Annotated in this window: 16 protein-coding genes; 5 read left to right on the forward strand and 11 right to left on the reverse strand. The window is 62.3% G+C overall.

Features of this window, described 5'->3' with window-relative positions; all coding sequences use genetic code 11:
* The first annotated feature begins 43 nt into the window (after positions 1-43).
* A complete protein-coding gene (gene ettA / locus G7044_RS07630) occupies positions 44-1,699 on the forward strand; it encodes an energy-dependent translational throttle protein EttA (RefSeq protein WP_166327745.1) in 1,656 nt (551 codons plus the stop codon).
* A 224-nt stretch (positions 1,700-1,923) separates the two neighbouring features.
* Here the strand turns inward: ettA and G7044_RS07635 are convergent, their stop codons facing one another.
* The 8 genes from G7044_RS07635 to hppD all read right to left on the reverse strand — a co-directional run bounded on the left by G7044_RS07635 (position 1,924) and on the right by hppD (position 9,234).
* Positions 1,924-2,496, reverse strand: coding sequence for an outer membrane protein (locus tag G7044_RS07635; protein ID WP_166327747.1), 573 nt, complete (start codon positions 2,494-2,496; stop codon positions 1,924-1,926).
* A 226-nt stretch (positions 2,497-2,722) separates the two neighbouring features.
* Positions 2,723-3,319 carry an outer membrane protein gene (locus G7044_RS07640; RefSeq protein WP_166327749.1) on the reverse strand — a complete coding sequence of 199 codons (597 nt, stop codon included), beginning with the start codon at positions 3,317-3,319 and terminating at the stop codon, positions 2,723-2,725.
* 388 nt (positions 3,320-3,707) lie between these two features.
* The gene (nrdF, locus tag G7044_RS07645) at positions 3,708-4,685 is read right to left on the reverse strand and encodes a class 1b ribonucleoside-diphosphate reductase subunit beta (protein ID WP_166327751.1); all 978 of its coding nucleotides are present in this window, start codon (positions 4,683-4,685) and stop codon (positions 3,708-3,710) included.
* 8 nt (positions 4,686-4,693) lie between these two features.
* Positions 4,694-6,838, reverse strand: a complete 2,145-nt coding sequence (gene nrdE / locus G7044_RS07650) for a class 1b ribonucleoside-diphosphate reductase subunit alpha (protein ID WP_166327753.1) — start codon at positions 6,836-6,838, stop codon at positions 4,694-4,696.
* The gene (gene nrdI, locus G7044_RS07655; protein ID WP_166327755.1) at positions 6,820-7,236 is read right to left on the reverse strand and encodes a class Ib ribonucleoside-diphosphate reductase assembly flavoprotein NrdI; all 417 of its coding nucleotides are present in this window, start codon (positions 7,234-7,236) and stop codon (positions 6,820-6,822) included. The genes nrdE and nrdI overlap by 19 nt, the downstream gene beginning before the upstream one ends.
* A 33-nt stretch (positions 7,237-7,269) precedes the next feature.
* Positions 7,270-7,491 carry a glutaredoxin-like protein NrdH gene (gene nrdH, locus G7044_RS07660; protein ID WP_166327757.1) on the reverse strand — a complete coding sequence of 74 codons (222 nt, stop codon included), beginning with the start codon at positions 7,489-7,491 and terminating at the stop codon, positions 7,270-7,272.
* 298 nt (positions 7,492-7,789) lie between these two features.
* Positions 7,790-8,134 (reverse strand): Rieske (2Fe-2S) protein, encoded by a 345-nt coding sequence (locus G7044_RS07665; RefSeq protein ID WP_166327759.1) that lies wholly within the window; start codon positions 8,132-8,134, stop codon positions 7,790-7,792.
* A complete protein-coding gene (gene hppD, locus G7044_RS07670) occupies positions 8,131-9,234 on the reverse strand; it encodes a 4-hydroxyphenylpyruvate dioxygenase (RefSeq protein WP_166327761.1) in 1,104 nt (367 codons plus the stop codon). The genes G7044_RS07665 and hppD overlap by 4 nt, the downstream gene beginning before the upstream one ends.
* Before the next feature lie 112 nt (positions 9,235-9,346).
* On the opposite strand from hppD, the gene G7044_RS07675 reads away from it, so the two are divergent.
* A complete protein-coding gene (locus G7044_RS07675; protein ID WP_166327763.1) occupies positions 9,347-9,814 on the forward strand; it encodes an Lrp/AsnC family transcriptional regulator in 468 nt (155 codons plus the stop codon).
* 18 nt (positions 9,815-9,832) lie between these two features.
* Here G7044_RS07675 and G7044_RS07680 read toward each other — a convergent pair whose 3' ends face one another.
* Positions 9,833-10,591 carry a TSUP family transporter gene (locus G7044_RS07680; RefSeq protein WP_166327766.1) on the reverse strand — a complete coding sequence of 253 codons (759 nt, stop codon included), beginning with the start codon at positions 10,589-10,591 and terminating at the stop codon, positions 9,833-9,835.
* 56 nt (positions 10,592-10,647) lie between these two features.
* Between G7044_RS07680 and G7044_RS07685 the strand changes: the two genes are divergently transcribed.
* A complete protein-coding gene (locus G7044_RS07685) occupies positions 10,648-11,658 on the forward strand; it encodes an NAD(P)H-dependent flavin oxidoreductase (protein WP_235931205.1) in 1,011 nt (336 codons plus the stop codon).
* On the opposite strand, the gene epmA is transcribed toward G7044_RS07685, so the two are convergent.
* Positions 11,655-12,701, reverse strand: a complete 1,047-nt coding sequence (gene epmA, locus G7044_RS07690) for an EF-P lysine aminoacylase EpmA (RefSeq protein WP_166327770.1) — start codon at positions 12,699-12,701, stop codon at positions 11,655-11,657. The two genes, G7044_RS07685 and epmA, sit on opposite strands and share 4 nt — an antisense overlap.
* Before the next feature lie 88 nt (positions 12,702-12,789).
* Here epmA and efp point away from each other — a divergent pair, with 88 nt between their 5' ends.
* On the forward strand, positions 12,790-13,356 hold the full coding sequence (gene efp / locus G7044_RS07695) for an elongation factor P (RefSeq protein ID WP_166327772.1): 567 nt from the start codon (positions 12,790-12,792) through the stop codon (positions 13,354-13,356).
* A 92-nt stretch (positions 13,357-13,448) separates the two neighbouring features.
* On the opposite strand, the gene serB is transcribed toward efp, so the two are convergent.
* A complete protein-coding gene (serB, locus tag G7044_RS07700) occupies positions 13,449-14,327 on the reverse strand; it encodes a phosphoserine phosphatase SerB (protein WP_166327774.1) in 879 nt (292 codons plus the stop codon).
* A gap of 119 nt (positions 14,328-14,446) precedes the next feature.
* On the opposite strand from serB, the gene lysM reads away from it, so the two are divergent.
* On the forward strand, positions 14,447-15,001 hold the full coding sequence (gene lysM / locus G7044_RS07705) for a peptidoglycan-binding protein LysM (protein ID WP_166327776.1): 555 nt from the start codon (positions 14,447-14,449) through the stop codon (positions 14,999-15,001).
* Positions 15,002-15,107: the final 106 nt, after the last annotated feature.

Raw genomic sequence — 15,107 nt, forward strand, 5'->3', positions numbered from 1 at the left:
GGCGATCACCTAAATAGCGTCAAAATCCGTTTGCGAGGACCCCATGGCCAATTACGAATTCGTCTATCACATGGACGGTGTGTCCAAGACCTATGCCGGCGGCAAGAAGGTCTTTGAAAACATCCGCCTGAACTTCCTGCCCGGCGTGAAGATCGGCGTTGTCGGCGTCAACGGCGCCGGTAAATCGACACTTTTGAAGATCATGGCCGGCATGGACAAGGATTTCACTGGCGAGGCATGGGCCGCCAAGGGCGCGAAGGTCGGCTATCTGCCGCAGGAGCCGCAGCTGGACGAAAGCCTGAACGTCCGCGAAAACGTCATGCTGGGCGTGGCGGAAAAGAAGGCCAAGCTGGATCGCTATAACGAAGTGGCGATGAACTATTCGGACGAAACCGCGGAGGAAATGGCGCAGCTTCAGGACGAGATCGACGCCGGCAACCTGTGGGATCTGGACAGCCAGATCGACGTCGCGATGGAGGCTCTGCGCTGCCCGCCCGACGATGCCGATGTCTCGACCCTGTCGGGCGGTGAACGCCGCCGCGTCGCGCTGTGCAAGCTGCTGCTGGAAGCGCCCGACATGCTGCTGCTGGACGAACCGACCAACCACCTTGATGCCGAAACGATTGCATGGCTGCAAAAGCACCTGATCGAATATCCGGGCACGATCCTCGTCGTCACCCACGACCGTTACTTCCTGGATGACATCACCGGCTGGATCCTCGAACTCGACCGCGGCCGCGGCATTCCCTACGAGGGCAACTATTCCGCATGGCTGGAACAGAAGGCCAAGCGGCTGGAACAGGAAGCGCGCGAGGACAAGGCCAAGCAGAAGACGCTGGAGCGCGAGCTTGAATGGATCCGCGCCGGTGCCAAGGCCCGTCAGGCCAAGCAGAAGGCCCGGATCAACGCCTATAACGAACTCGCCGGCCAGTCCGAGCGTGAAAAGCTGTCCCGCGCCCAGATCATCATCCCGAATGGTGAGCGCCTTGGCGGCAAGGTGATCGAGGTCGAGGGCCTGAAAAAGGCCATGGGCGACAAGCTTCTGATCGAGGATCTGAGCTTCAGCCTGCCGCCCGGCGGTATCGTCGGCGTGATCGGCCCGAACGGCGCGGGTAAATCGACCCTGTTCCGCATGCTGACTGGTCAGGAAAAGCCTGACGCGGGCGAGCTGACCTATGGCGACACGGTGAACCTGTCCTATGTCGACCAGTCGCGCGACGCGCTGGCGGGCGACAAGACCGTCTGGGAAGAAATCAGCGGCGGGGCCGAACAGATCGTGCTGGGCGACGCGCAGATGAACAGCCGCGCCTATGCTTCTGCCTTCAACTTCAAGGGCGGTGACCAGCAGAAGAAGGTCGGTCAGTTGTCGGGGGGTGAGCGTAACCGCGTCCATCTGGCCAAGCTGTTGAAAGCTGGCGGCAACGTGCTGCTGCTGGACGAACCGACCAACGATCTGGACGTCGAAACCCTGCAGGCGCTGGAAGCGGCACTGGAAGATTTCGCTGGCTGCGCCGTCATCATCAGCCACGACCGCTTCTTCCTTGACCGCCTGTGCACCCATATCCTCGCGTTTGAGGGCGACGCCCATGTCGAATGGTTCGAGGGCAACTTCGAGGACTACGAGGCGGATAAGGTGCGCCGCCTTGGCCCGGATTCGATTGAGCCGAAGCGGGTGAAGTATAAGAAGTTTACGCGGTAAACGTATCGCCGCCAGAAACGGCGGCTGAATGATCGACCTCAAGGCGGGCAGCGTGGCACAACGCAGCCCGCCTTTTGAAATTGCAATAGGCTGAATTGGTTAAAGCCGGATACCGAACGATGCATCAGGGATCCACAGGCCGAGGGCAATGCCGCGCCCTGTGCAAGCCATGAAAAAAGCGGCCCACGAAAGGGCCGCTTTTCCGAATTGCCGTCAACTTCTGATCAGAAGCGGAAGGCGGCACGCAGTTGGACCATGTCGGTGTTCAGATCCAGTCCATCGACGCCGTTGAAATCGTTGAAGTCCTGCTTGCTGTATTCAGCCCCGACGGTGAACTTGTCGTTCACTTTGAAGTCTGCGCCGATGCCATAGGTCACGCCGTTTTCCGAAAGGTCGCCGTCCGCAACATGCGCAGCGCCAACGGTGATGTAGGGCAGAACGCGGCCCAGGTCATAGCCGGCGCGGGCGCGAAGACGGATCAGATCCGCGCCGTCGCCGTCGTTCAGCTTGTTGAAATCCAGTTCGCCGCCAAAGACGAAAGTCCCGAAGTCGCGCTGATAGCCGCCATGGACACCGTAAGCTTCGACATCGCCTTTTTCTTCAAAACCTCGGTAGGACACTTTACCATTCCCGGTACCAACTTGGGCACCAGCGTAGAAGCCGGTCCAGTCGGTCGAATCGGTGACGACGACGTCCTGAACGATCACGTCCTGCTCTTGGACCGGCGGGTTATAGCTACCAGCAAGGGCCGAACCGGCGAGAACAGTGGCGGCGACGGCTGCGAGTACGAATTTCATTTAAGTTCCAATTCTTCAGGTAGTTACGAGATCGAACAGCTATGACGACGATTATCAAATGTTAATATGGATCATCTATATCGGGTGAATGTGTGTCGCTCGTGCAACTATATGGCGATGAGGCAATGCAATGCTGGGGCTGACGGCGTCAGATCGTCCCATAGGTTAGTCCCAATAGAAAAAGGCGGTCCCGCAGGACCGCCTTTTCCTTTACGTGATGCGCCAATCAGAAATGATAGGCCGCGCGCAGTTGGACCATGTCGGTGTCCAGATCCAGACCGTCGATGTCGTCGACATCGCTGAAGTCCTGCTTGGTGTACTCGGCGCCGACGGTGAAGGCGTCGGTGACCTTGAAGTCGCCGCCGATGCCATAGGTCACGTCGGTTTCCGAGATGTCATAGCCGTCGCCATCCATCGACAAATGCGCGGCGCCCAGCGTGACGTAGGGCATGAAGCGACCCATGTCGTAACCGGCGCGGGCGCGCAGGCGGGTCAGGTCGCCTTTGTCGTCGACATTGTCGATGTCCAGCTTGTTATAGTCCAATTCGCCACCCAGAACGAACTTGCCGAAGTCGTGCAGATAGCCGCCATGCAGACCGTAAGCGTCCATGTCCTCGTCGGCGTCAATGCCGTTGCCCGACAGCTCGAAAGAGCCCTGGCCGTACTGCGCACCAGCGTAGAAGCCGGTCCAGTCCGACGGATCCGCGACCACGATCGGCGCGGCGACGATCGGCTCAGGCGTGGTGACCGGCGCGGTGTAACCACCGGCAAGGGCCGAACCAGCAACCAGCGAGGCGGCGAGGGAAGCAAAAACGAGTTTCATCTGAAATCTCCAACTCAGAGTGTCGTTGTGTGAGGCAGAGGTAGACCTGCGCCCAATCCCTTTAAAGGCGCGCACCGGCCGCATGGCGCGGGGCGTGGCGCGGCTGCATCCACGCCCGCGTGAGTTGTAGTGATCTGTGTCTGGGGCGCGGACAGAAGATATATTTAATATAGTGGGTTGCGGGTTTACCGCCGCTCTCGCGGTTGGGAAATGACAGCTTGTTGAGCGGTAAATTCCAGCGGGTTCCTTGCGCATGGCAGGTTTGCGCCTGGCGCAAATCTGGGTGAGCCGTCTTGCCGGTGGCAGCCGAAGGACCGGGCAAAAACGAAAAAGATGCGCCAAGGCGCATCTTTCCGGAGCATCCGTGTTTTGCGAAGGCCGCGCGGGATCAGAAGTCCCAATCGTCATCTTCCGTCGCGACCGCCTTGCCGATCACATAGCTGGAACCCGAGCCAGAGAAGAAGTCGTGGTTTTCGTCCGAGTTCGGCGACAGCGCGGCCAGGATCGCGGGCGAGACCTTGCAGGCTTCCGGCGGGAACAGCGCCTCGTAACCCAGGTTCTGCAGCGCCTTGTTGGCGTTGTAATGCAGGAAGGTCTTCACGTCCTCGGTCAGGTTAACCGGATCGTAAAGGGTTTCGGTGTATTTGGTCTCGATCTCGTACAGATCGAACAGGAGAGCAAATGCGAAATCCTTCAGCTCGGCGCGCTCGGCCTCGGTCAGCTTTTCCTGGGCGCGCTGGAACTTGTAGCCGATGTAATAGCCGTGGATCGCCTCGTCCCGGATGATCAGGCGGATCAGGTCGGCGGTGTTGGTCAGGCGCGCGCGGCTGGACCAATGCATCGGCAGGTAGAAGCCCGAATAGAACAGGAAGCTTTCCAGGAAGACAGATGCGATCTTCTTCTTCAGCGGGTGGCTGGCGCTGTCATATTCGTCCAGGATCAGGCGCGACTTGGCCTGAAGCTGTTCGTTTTCCGACGACCAGCGGAAGGCCTCATCAACTTCCGAGGTCTGGCACAGGGTCGAGAAGACCGAGGAATAGCTGCGCGCATGAACCGCCTCCATGAAAGCGACATTCGTCAGCACGGCTTCTTCATGGGGCGTCAGCGCGTCGGGCAGAAGGGAAGGGGCGCCCACTGTGTTCTGGATCGTGTCCAGCAGCGTCAGCCCGGTGAAGACGCGGATGGTCAGCGTCTGTTCCTGCGGCGTCAGCAGCGACCAGCTTTGAATGTCGTTCGACAGCGGCACCTTTTCCGGCAGCCAGAAATTGGCGGTCAGGCGGTTCCAGATTTCCAGATCCTTGTCGTCCTGCAGCCGGTTCCAGTTGACGGCGGCGGGAACGGCACGGGTTTTGGCGATGTCTTTCATGGCAGTCCTCACAGCGTGCAGGAAACGCAGCCCTGAACCTCGGTCCCTTCAAGGGCGTTCTGGCGCAGGCGGATGTAATAGATGGTCTTGATGCCCTTCTTCCAGGCGTAGATCTGGGCGCGGTTGATGTCGCGCGTGGTGGCATCGGCGGGGAAGAACAGCGTCAGCGACAGGCCCTGATCGACATGCTGGGTTGCCGCGGCATAGGTGTCGATGATGGCGTCGGGGCCGATCTCGTACGCGTCGCGGTAATATTCCAGGTTGTCGTTGTTCATGTACGGCGCGGGGTAATAGACGCGGCCGATCTTGCCTTCCTTGCGGACCTCGATCTTGGCGGTGATCGGGTGGATCGAGGAGGTGGCATAGTTGATATAGCTGATCGAGCCGGTCGGCGGCACCGCTTGCAGGTTGCGGTTATACAGCCCGTCCGCGATCACCGCGTCGCGCAAGCTGGCCCAGTCCTCACGGGTGGGGACGGTGATGCCGGCGGTCTCGAACAGCTCGGCCACGCGTTCGGTTTCCGGCAGCCAGTCGCGGGTGACATATTTGTCGAAGAAAGACCCGTCGGCATATTGCGAGTCTTCGAAACCGGCGAAGCTGCGGCCGCGCTCGCGTGCCAGTGCATTCGATTCCCGCAGCGCGTGATACAGCACGGTGGCAAAGTAGATATTCGTGAAATCAATACCTTCCGGCGATCCGTAATGGATCCGCTCGCGCGCAAGATAGCCGTGCAGGTTCATCTGGCCCAGCCCGATGGCATGGCTTTCGTCATTGCCCTTGCGGATCGACGGCACCGAATCGATGGCCGACATTTCCGACACAGCATTCAGCGCCCGGATCGCGGTGCCGACGGTGCCGGCCAGATCGCCGCCATCCATGGCCTTGGCGATGTTCAAGGACCCGAGGTTGCAGGAAATATCCGTGCCCATTTCGGCATAGGACAGGTCCTCGTTGAACTCGGACGCGCTGTTGACCTGCAGGATCTCGCTGCACAGGTTCGACATGGCGATGCGGCCCGCGATCGGGTTGGCGCGGTTCACCGTGTCTTCGAACATGATATAGGGATAGCCGGATTCGAACTGGATTTCGGCCAGGGTCTGGAAGAAGGCGCGGGCGTTGATCTTCTTTTTGCGGATCTTCGGGTTGTCGACCATCTCGTGATATTTCTCGGTCACCGAGATATCCGAGAAGGGCACGCCATAGACCTTCTGCACGTCATGGGGCGAGAACAGGTACATATCCTCGTTCTTTTTCGCCAGTTCAAACGTGATGTCGGGAATGACGACGCCAAGCGACAGGGTTTTGATGCGGATCTTCTCGTCCGCGTTTTCCCGCTTGGTGTCCAGGAAGCGCAGAATATCGGGGTGGTGCGCGTTCAGATAGACAGCGCCCGCGCCCTGACGCGCGCCCAGCTGGTTGGCATAGCTGAAGCTGTCCTCAAGCAGTTTCATCACCGGGATCACGCCCGAGGACTGGTTGGCGATGCCTTTGATCGGCGCGCCATGTTCGCGGATATTGGTCAGCATCAGGGCGACGCCGCCGCCGCGCTTGGACAGTTGCAGGGCCGAGTTGATGGAGCGCCCAATGCTTTCCATGTTGTCTTCGATCCGCAGCAGGAAGCAGGACACGAATTCGCCGCGCGCCTGCTTGCCGCAGTTCAGGAAGGTGGGCGTCGCGGGCTGGAAACGGCCGTCGATGATGTCTTCCATCAGCCGCGTCGCCAGCGCCTCGTCGCCCTGTGCCAGCGTCAGGGCGACCATGACCACGCGGTCCTCGTAACGCTCAAGGAAGCGCTGCCCGTCCCAGGTCTTCAGCGTGTAAGAGGTGTAGTATTTGAACGCGCCCAGGAAGCTTGGGAAGCGGAACTTCTTGCCATAGGCCTCGTCCCAGATCTTGCGCTGGAAGTTCTTGGAATACTGGTCCAGCACGGCGGCATCGTAATAGCCTTCGTCGACCAGATAGCCCAGCTTTTCGTCCAGGCTGTGGAAGAAGACCGTGTTCTGGTTCACATGCTGCAGGAAATACTGCCGCGCCGCCTTGCGATCCGCATCAAACTGAATCTGACCTGCATCGTCGTACAGGTTCAGCATGGCGTTCAGCGCGTGATAGTCCCCCGTCTCTGGTGCGGGACGGTTCAGGCGGTCATCAAGCATGTCTCTCTCCAGAAGCGGGTAAGCCCGTCGCGGATGCGGGCAATGTCGGTTTCGGTGCCGGCCAGTTCGAACCGGCACAGCAGGGGGACCCCGCATTTGCCGGAAATCACGTCGCCTGACGAGGCGAAAAGCGCACCGAAGTTACGATTTCCGCTGGAAATGACGCCGCGGATCAGCGCGCGCCGGTCAGGATCGTTCAGGAATTGAATGACTTGCTTGGGAACGGCACCGCGGCCTTCCCCGTCAGCATAGGTCGGGCAGATCAGCACATAGGGCTGATCGGGCAGGGGCATCGGGTCATCGGCACTGATCGGGATGCGCAGCGCGTCCAGCCCCAGCCGGGCGACGAATTTCGCCGTATTGCCCGAGCGAGAGGAGAAATAGACGAGCTGCGCCATGTCGAAATGCCAATTTGCGATGCCGGGCAGGGATCAGGACAGCGTGCCGATCAGGTCCGGGCGGAAGCCCGACCAATGCGCGTCGCCGGCGATGACGACCGGCGCCTGCCGATAGCCGAGGCCCGAGACATGGGCATAAGCGTCCTCGTCCTGAGTCAGGTCGACGACGTTGAATTCGATGCCGCGGGCTTGCAGGGCGCGGGTGGTCGCGGTGCACTGGACGCAGGCCGGCTTGCTGTAAACGGTGATGCTCATCTTGTCCCTCATGTCTGGTTCGCGGAGGGCAGAAGGCGGGCGTTCGGAAAAAGCCATGCCTTTCCGATTGATACGCCCAGGGTCCCTGCCGCAGGTTTGTCTTTCGCCTTGGCGCCTGTTGTCGCGGGATATGTGCCGGTGCTTGTGCGCCCCGTTTCTGTCCCGCGCCGGGATGATTCCCAGCTTGCCGCAGCCCGTCCATATTGTGGCGGCGTCACGGTTCTGTCAACTAGATATGGTGTGTTTGGCTGCGATTTTACACTAGCCTTGGGAATGCTGGGCGTTTGTTGTCCGTGGCCTAGCCAGCGATGAAAATCTTCCCATTTTGTTCCCGCAATGGCACCGAATCCAGACCGCAATCGGCCGGGCCGGCGCAGACCTCGCCGGTGACGGTGTCGAATTGCGCCTGATGCGCGGAACAGATCAGCCGCGCCCCATCCGCCGACAGGATGCGGTCACCGTGAAAGTCCAGCGGCAGATATTGATGCGGGCAAAGGTTCACGAAGCCACGCAGGCCATGCGCATCGCGGATGACCAGCAGCGGAAAGCCGTCGAGGTCGAAGGCGTGAAGGCCCTCGACCTGATCGGCGGTGCAGATGACCGTGCCCTCGGCGGGCGCGGCCGAGAAGTCCTGCCAGCTCATTCGGCGTTCAGCACGCCGCGGCGCAGCTGGTCTTCCTCGATGGATTCGAACAGGGCGCGAAAATTACCCTCGCCAAAGCCGTCATCGCCCTTGCGCTGGATGAATTCGAAGAAGATCGGCCCGATCACCGTTTTGGAAAAGATCTGCAACAGGATCCGGGTCGTGCCGCCATCGACCACGCCCTCGCCGTCGATCAGGATGCCGTGCTTCTTCATCAGCTCCAGCGGTTCCTCATGCCCCGAGACGCGCTTTTTCGACATCTCGTAATAGACTGCCGGCGGGCCGGGCATGAATTCCAGCCCCTTGGCGGCGATGGCGTCGGTGGCCTTGTAGATATCTTCGGTCGCGACGGCGATGTGCTGGATGCCCTCGCCTTTGTACTCGCGCAGATATTCCTCGATCTGGCTGTGTTCGTCGGCGGATTCGTTGATCGGAATGCGGATCTTGCCATCGGGCGAGGTCAGCGCCCGGCTGAACAGCCCGGTCTGCTTGCCCTTGATATCGAAATAGCGGATCTCGCGGAAATTGAAGGTGTCGTGGTAGAACTTGTACCAGGTGTCCATGTTGCCGCGAATGACGTTATGCGTCAGGTGGTCGATATAGTAGAAACCGACGCCTTCCGGGCGCGGATCGGCTTCGCCCAGCCAGTCATAGCTGTCCGACCACGCGCTGCCGGTATCGTCATACTTGTCGATGAAATACAGCAGGCTGCCGCCGATGCCGTAAACGGCCGGGAAATCCAGCACCTTGCCGGGGCCGGTATATTCTTCCGCCCCCAGTTCGACGGCGCGTTTCAGCGCGTGCTGGGCGTCGACGACGCGCCAGCCCATCGCGGGCGCACAGGGGCCGTGATCCGTGATGAACTGGCTGGCGTGGCTGTCCGGTTCGGCATTCAGCACATAGTTGATGCCGCCCTGGCGATACAGCGTGACGTTCTTCGTCTTGTGCTTCGCCACCGGAACAAAGCCCATCTTGCGAAACAGCGCGTCCAGCTCCTGCGGGTTCGGATGGGCGAATTCGACGAATTCGAAGCCATCGGTGCCGGCGGGGTTGGTCGTGCTGATTTCGGCCTTGGGTGCGTTATGTGGGAAAGGGCCCATGATATCCTCCTGTTCGCTTGGGAATATTATGCCGCAGCGACCGCACAAGAGGTTTGCATTCGTGGCACGAATTTGCAGTATGGTGCATCATTCATGTAGATTTGGCCGTGTTATGCCCAGTTCCACGCATGATAGCTTTGATCGTGCGATTCTTGCTGCATTGCAGCGCGATGGCGCGCTGACCAATGCCCAGCTGTCCGAGATCGTCAATCTCTCACCCTCGCAATGTTCGCGGCGCCGGGCTGCGCTGGAACGTTCGGGCGTGATCCGGGGCTATTCGGCGCGGCTGGACGGGCGCGCATTGGGCTTTGGCATCCGTGCCTTCGCGCGGGTCAACCTGCGCAGCCACGGCGCCGCCAATGACAAGGATTTCGCCAGCTTCATCGCCGCCCAGCCAGAGGTCCGCGCCGCGCATTCCGTATCCGGCGATGCCGATTATGTGCTGGAGCTGCATATCCGCAATCTGGATGCGCTGGCGGATTTCATCCATGACCGGCTGCTGCCACATCCGCAGGTGATTCAGGTCCGGTCCGAGATCGTGCTGAAATCCGCCAAGGAAGAAGGCGGCCTGCCGCTTTAGGCGTCGCGGCGGGGCGGCCTAGAACAGGTCATAAATCAGCTTCAGCGCCAGCGTGGTCGAGGTGACGACCAGCAGCGGCTTGATCAGCTTTGCCCCGATGCGCATGGCCAGTCTGGATCCGACCCAGGCCCCGGCGATCTGCGCCGCACCCATGGCCAGCCCGGTAATCCACAGCGGCTTTCCTACCAGCGCAAAGGCCACCAGCCCACCCAGATTTGATGCGAAGTTCAGCAGTTTCGTATGCGCCGTGGCCCGCAGGATGCCATAGCCCGCCAGCATGACGAAACCCAACATGAAGAAGGCGCCGGTGCCCGGGCCGACCAACCCGTCATAGAAGCCGATGAACGGCACCACGAACAGGGTGAAGGCCGCCGGCGTGATCCGCGCCGTGCGATCGGCATCAGAAAGGCCCGGTTTCAGCGCGAAGAAGGCGGCAATGGCGATCAGAATCAGCGGCAGCACATAGCGCAGCGCCTGCGTCGGGATCAGGCTGACGCAGAACGCGCCTGCCAGCCCGGCCAGAAAGGCGATCGCCGCCGCGCCCATCTGTTTGCGCAAGTCGACAAGACCGGATGAGGCATAGCTTAACGCCGCCGTCGCCGCCCCGAAAACGCCCTGCACCTTGTTTGTCGCCAGCGCCTGCGCAGGCGGCAGTCCCGCCAGCATCAGCACCGGCACGGTAATCAGCCCACCACCGCCGGCAATGGCATCGACAAAGCCCGCCGCGAAGGCAGCGGCGATCAGCAACAGGGTGACATCAAGCGCGAGTTCGAACATGCCCGCTTGATCCTGCGCGGCGATGGGATTGTAAATGGCAGAAAATGGAGGATGCGATGCTTCTGGAACGGATCGGGGTGGCGGTGCCTGTCGTGCAGGCGCCGATGGCGGGTGTAACGACGCCCGCACTTGCGGCGGCGGTGGCGAATGCAGGGGGCCTTGGTTCGTTGGGCGTGGCGGCGATGGATGCCGCGCGGGCAGGGCAGGAGGTGCGCCAGACCCGCGCGCTGACAGCGGCGCGCTTTAACGTGAATGTCTTCTGCCACCGCCCGCCAAGGCGCGATGCAGCGCAGGAGGCCGCGTGGCTTGATGCGCTGGCACAGGATTTCGCGCGCTTTGGCGTGGCCCCGCCCGCAGCGCTGGAAGACGGCTACCGCCCCTTCGCGCTGGATCCCGACATGCTGGCAATGCTGCTGGCCGAAAAGCCCGGTGTGGTCAGCTTTCATTTTGGGCTGCCGCCTGCCGATCAGATTGCGGCGCTGAAGGACAGCGGCGCGGTGCTGCTGGGTTCGGCGACGAACCTAGCCGATGCGCAGAAGATCGTGGCGGCAGGGCTGGATGGAATCGTCGCGCAGGGCTGGCAGGCTGGCGGGCATCGCGGGCTGTTTGACGAGAACGGTCCCGACGAAAGGCTGGAGACGCTGGACCTGCTGGCCGTGCTGAAAGACGTGGGCCTGCCGCTGATCGGGGCCGGCGCGATCATGTCGCGCGCGGACGTGCAGGCGGTTCTGGCGGCGGGCGCGGTCGCCGCGCAATGCGGCACTGCATTTCCTGTGGCGGATGAGGCCGGGACCTCGGCCGCGCATCGCGCCGCGCTGGCTGGCGGGGCTACACGGATGACGCGGGCGATTTCGGGGCGCCCGGCGCGCGGGGTAGAGAACCTGATCAGCAGTCGCGATGACAGCGCCGCGCCGGATTATCCGCTGCCTTATTCGGCGCTGAAGGCGCTGCATGGGGTCGCCGCAAAGGCCGGCGAAAACGGCTACGGCCCGTTCTGGGCCGGGACGGAATGCGCACGGGCGCAAGCCGGCATGGCGGCGGAGATTCTTGCGCGGCTGGCGCCTTAGGCGGGGTCGGGGACGGGCGCCCACATCACCGCCTCGATCGACGGGGCGGCGGTGGCCAGCATGACCAGCCGGTCGAAGCCAAGCGCAATGCCCGATGCCGGGGGCATGATCGCCAGCGCCGCCAGCAGGTCTTCGTCCAGCGGATAGGCCTCGCCATAGATCCGCGCCTTTTCGGCCATGTCGGCCTGAAAGCGGGCGCGCTGTTCTACCGGGTCGGTCAGCTCGCCGAAACCGTTGGCCAGCTCGACCCCGCAGGCATACAGTTCGAACCGTTCGGAGACGCGTGGGTCGTCAGGGGATCGCCGCGCCAAGGCCGCCTCGGGCGTGGGATAGCGGTCAAGGATCGTGGCCACGCCATGCCCCAGATGCGGCTCGACCCGTTCCGCCAACACCCGAGAGAAGATGTCCGACCATGTGTCATCATCGGCCACGCGGATGTCTGCGCCCGCAGCCAAAGCGGCCAGCCCGTCGCGGTCGGTTGTGCCATCGGCGGCGATGGTCGCCAGCAGGTCGATGCCGGCATGTTCCGTGAAGGCCTCGGCCACGCTGATCCGTTCGGGGCTCGCGAAGGGATCGCAAGCAGCATCGCGAAAACGGAATTCGTTTGCGCCCGCCGCCTCTGCCGCCAGCATCAGGAAATCGGCGCAGTCATCCATCAGCACGGTGTATTCCTGCCCGATCCGATACCATTCCAGCATGGTGAATTCGGGGTGATGCAGCGCCCCGCGTTCGCGGTTGCGCCAGACATGGGCAAAGGCGGCGATGCGGCTTTCACCCGCCGCCAGCAGCTTTTTCATCGCGAATTCGGGCGACGTGTGCAGATACATCGGCCGCGTCACACCATCATTGCCGATCATGCCGGTCGAAAACCCGTGCAGATGCGTCTCGTTTCCGGGGCTTATCGCCAGCGCTGCCGGGTCGACCTCCAGAAAGTCATTGCTGTCCAGCCAGCCGCGAATGGCGCGCTGGATGCGGTTGCGGGCCAGCAGGGCAGGGCGGCGGTCAAGGTGGCGGTGGGGTTGCCACCATTGGGGATCGCTCATGGTTTCTCTGGCAATGGGGCAAATCATGGGGTAGGGACGCGCACAATGCGCTTACGCGCACCCCGACAAGTTCGCAAGGAACCCACAGATGAAAGTCATCGCCTCCAGCCTTCGCAAAGGCAATGTGGTCGAAATCGACGAACGCCTTTACGTCGTTCTCAAGGCCGAAAACTTCCACCCCGGCAAGGGTACGCCGACCACCAGCGTCGACATGCGCCGCATCGCCGATGGCGTGAAGGTGACTGAACGCTGGAAAACCACCGATCAGGTCGAAAAGGCGCATGTCGACGAACGCGCCTATGACTTTCTGTATGAAGACGGCGAAGGCTATCACTTCATGGAGCCCGAGACCTATGAGCAGGTCGTGGGCCCCGCCGATGTGATCGGCGATCAGTCGGTTTACCTGCAGGAAGGCATGCGGGTGTTCCTGCAGGTCTTCAACGGGGTGCCGATCGCGCTGGAACTGCCGCAGCGCATCACCGTCGAAGTGACCGAGACCGAGCCGGTCGTGAAGGGCCAGACGGCGTCGTCGTCCTATAAGCCGGCGCAGGTCGACAACGGGCTGCGGGTCATGGTGCCGCCGCATATCGGCGCGGGGACCCGGATCGTCATCAACACGGCCGATAACAGCTATGTGGAACGCGCCAAGGACTAAGGCCCGGTTCCCGAAGATGCAAAGGGGCGCCCGCGAAGGCGCCCTTTTTCATTTGCAGCGGGATTGTGTGCTTGAAGCTGCCGGCCTCTGCGTCACTCAATAACGAATTCGTCGCGGCCGTAACCCTGGATATACAGCAGCGCCGTCAGGTCACCATGGTCGATCCTGACGCCCGCCTGCGCCGCCACCACGGGTTTGGCATGCAGCGCGACACCGGTCCCGGCAAGCTGGATCATGCCGAGGTCATTGGCCCCGTCGCCGACCGCGATGGCCTCGGCCGGGGTCAGGCTGTGCTGGGCGGTGATGTCCTGCAGGGCTTCGATCTTGGCTTCGCGGCCGAGGATCGGCAGGCCGACATGGCCGGTCAGCACACCGTCATCGGCCAGCAGGGTGTTGGCGCGGTGTTCATTGAAGCCCAGCTCGGCCGCGATGGCGGCTGTAAAGGCGGTGAAGCCCCCCGATACCAGCGCGCAATAGGCGCCTTGCGCCCGCATGGTTGCGATCAGGGTCCGGCCACCCGGTGCGATGGTGATGCGTTCGTCCAGCACCTGCTGGATCACCCGCTCATCAAGGCCGGCCAGCAGGGCCACGCGCTCGATCAGGGCTTCGTGGAAATTCAGCTCTCCATTCATTGCGCGCGCGGTGATGTCGGCCACCCGAGGGCCGACGCCGGCCATGTCGGCCAGTTCGTCGATGCATTCCTGCTGGATCATGGTCGAATCCATGTCGGCCAGCAGGACCGCCTTGCGCCGCCCTTCCGTCGGCTGGATGACCAGATCGAAACCGGCCATGCGGGTGTCGTCGGCGATGGCGGCGGCGTCCTCGGGCAGGGCATCGGTGGGGAACTCGGCGGCGATGCTGTCATCCAGCCAAATGATGTGCCCGCCGGCGAACAGGTCGCGCAGGGCCTCGACGCGTTCCTCGGTCAGATCGGCGCGGGCAGGGGCGGCAAGGATGGTGACGGTATACATGGCATTTCCCCGGATCGTGTCGGCCGAAGCGATAGCGCGAATGGCGTCGCTGCGCCAGCCGGGGAACCGGCGCGCCGGCGGGGCGTTGAGGGCGCGCAACAGCATGGAAGGACAAGCCGATGGCTTTCTGGGATTTCGTCAAGGATGCGGGCAAGTCGGTCTTCGGTTCCGCCGAAGCGGCCGAGGCAAAGACGCCTGAACAGGCTGATACCGACCGCAAGGTCAAGGCGCTGGAGGCCGAGGTCAAGGCGCTGGGACTGGATTCGGGTGATGTGCACCTGACCCTGCGCGGGGATACCGTGAAGGTCGAATCCAAAGGTGCAGACCGCGAGACCATGGAAAAGCTGATCCTCGCCGTCGGCAACATCAAGGGCATCGCCAAGGTCGAGGCCGACCTGCCGCCGCGCCCGGTGCCCGCTGGTGCCGCCGCTGCCGCCGAACCCAAGGTACCGCCGACGCCTGCAGGCGATGCGCCGAAAGACGCCGCCCCGGCTGCCGCCACCGGCGACGTCCCGGTCTTCCACACCGTCAAGAAGGGCGAGACGCTGTCGGCCATCGCCCAGCACTATCTGGGCAAAGCCAGCCGCTATCCCGAGATTTTCGAGGCCAACCGCCCGATGCTGTCTGACCCCGACAAGATCTATCCCGGCCAGACGCTGCGCATTCCGGCCTGACAAAAGCCCGGGACGCCGCGTCACTGACGCTGCGTCCCACGGTCACGGTGTCGCCAGCAGGCTTGCCCCGTGACCGTGTTTTGGCCCATTCTTCCGCGCAAATCTA

It is taken from the genome of Paracoccus xiamenensis (assembly GCF_011308835.1).
In the GTDB taxonomy this organism is placed as follows: Bacteria; Pseudomonadota; Alphaproteobacteria; order Rhodobacterales; family Rhodobacteraceae; genus Paracoccus; species Paracoccus xiamenensis.

What these genes read in the sequence shown, in the direction of transcription:
- efp (WP_166327772.1), top strand. Translation starts at nt 12,790, where the DNA reads ATGAAAGTCATCGCCTCCAGCCTTCGCAAAGGCAATGTGGTCGAAATC.
- epmA (WP_166327770.1), bottom strand. Translation starts at nt 12,701, where the DNA reads ATGAGCGATCCCCAATGGTGGCAACCCCACCGCCACCTTGACCGCCGC.
- nrdI (WP_166327755.1), bottom strand. Translation starts at nt 7,236, where the DNA reads ATGGCGCAGCTCGTCTATTTCTCCTCTCGCTCGGGCAATACGGCGAAA.
- G7044_RS07665 (WP_166327759.1), bottom strand. Translation starts at nt 8,134, where the DNA reads ATGAGCTGGCAGGACTTCTCGGCCGCGCCCGCCGAGGGCACGGTCATC.
- G7044_RS07640 (WP_166327749.1), bottom strand. Translation starts at nt 3,319, where the DNA reads ATGAAACTCGTTTTTGCTTCCCTCGCCGCCTCGCTGGTTGCTGGTTCG.
- hppD (WP_166327761.1), bottom strand. Translation starts at nt 9,234, where the DNA reads ATGGGCCCTTTCCCACATAACGCACCCAAGGCCGAAATCAGCACGACC.
- nrdF (WP_166327751.1), bottom strand. Translation starts at nt 4,685, where the DNA reads ATGAAAGACATCGCCAAAACCCGTGCCGTTCCCGCCGCCGTCAACTGG.
- serB (WP_166327774.1), bottom strand. Translation starts at nt 14,327, where the DNA reads ATGTATACCGTCACCATCCTTGCCGCCCCTGCCCGCGCCGATCTGACC.
- nrdE (WP_166327753.1), bottom strand. Translation starts at nt 6,838, where the DNA reads ATGCTTGATGACCGCCTGAACCGTCCCGCACCAGAGACGGGGGACTAT.
- nrdH (WP_166327757.1), bottom strand. Translation starts at nt 7,491, where the DNA reads ATGAGCATCACCGTTTACAGCAAGCCGGCCTGCGTCCAGTGCACCGCG.
- ettA (WP_166327745.1), top strand. Translation starts at nt 44, where the DNA reads ATGGCCAATTACGAATTCGTCTATCACATGGACGGTGTGTCCAAGACC.
- G7044_RS07685 (WP_235931205.1), top strand. Translation starts at nt 10,648, where the DNA reads ATGCTTCTGGAACGGATCGGGGTGGCGGTGCCTGTCGTGCAGGCGCCG.
- lysM (WP_166327776.1), top strand. Translation starts at nt 14,447, where the DNA reads ATGGCTTTCTGGGATTTCGTCAAGGATGCGGGCAAGTCGGTCTTCGGT.
- G7044_RS07635 (WP_166327747.1), bottom strand. Translation starts at nt 2,496, where the DNA reads ATGAAATTCGTACTCGCAGCCGTCGCCGCCACTGTTCTCGCCGGTTCG.
- G7044_RS07680 (WP_166327766.1), bottom strand. Translation starts at nt 10,591, where the DNA reads ATGTTCGAACTCGCGCTTGATGTCACCCTGTTGCTGATCGCCGCTGCC.
- G7044_RS07675 (WP_166327763.1), top strand. Translation starts at nt 9,347, where the DNA reads ATGCCCAGTTCCACGCATGATAGCTTTGATCGTGCGATTCTTGCTGCA.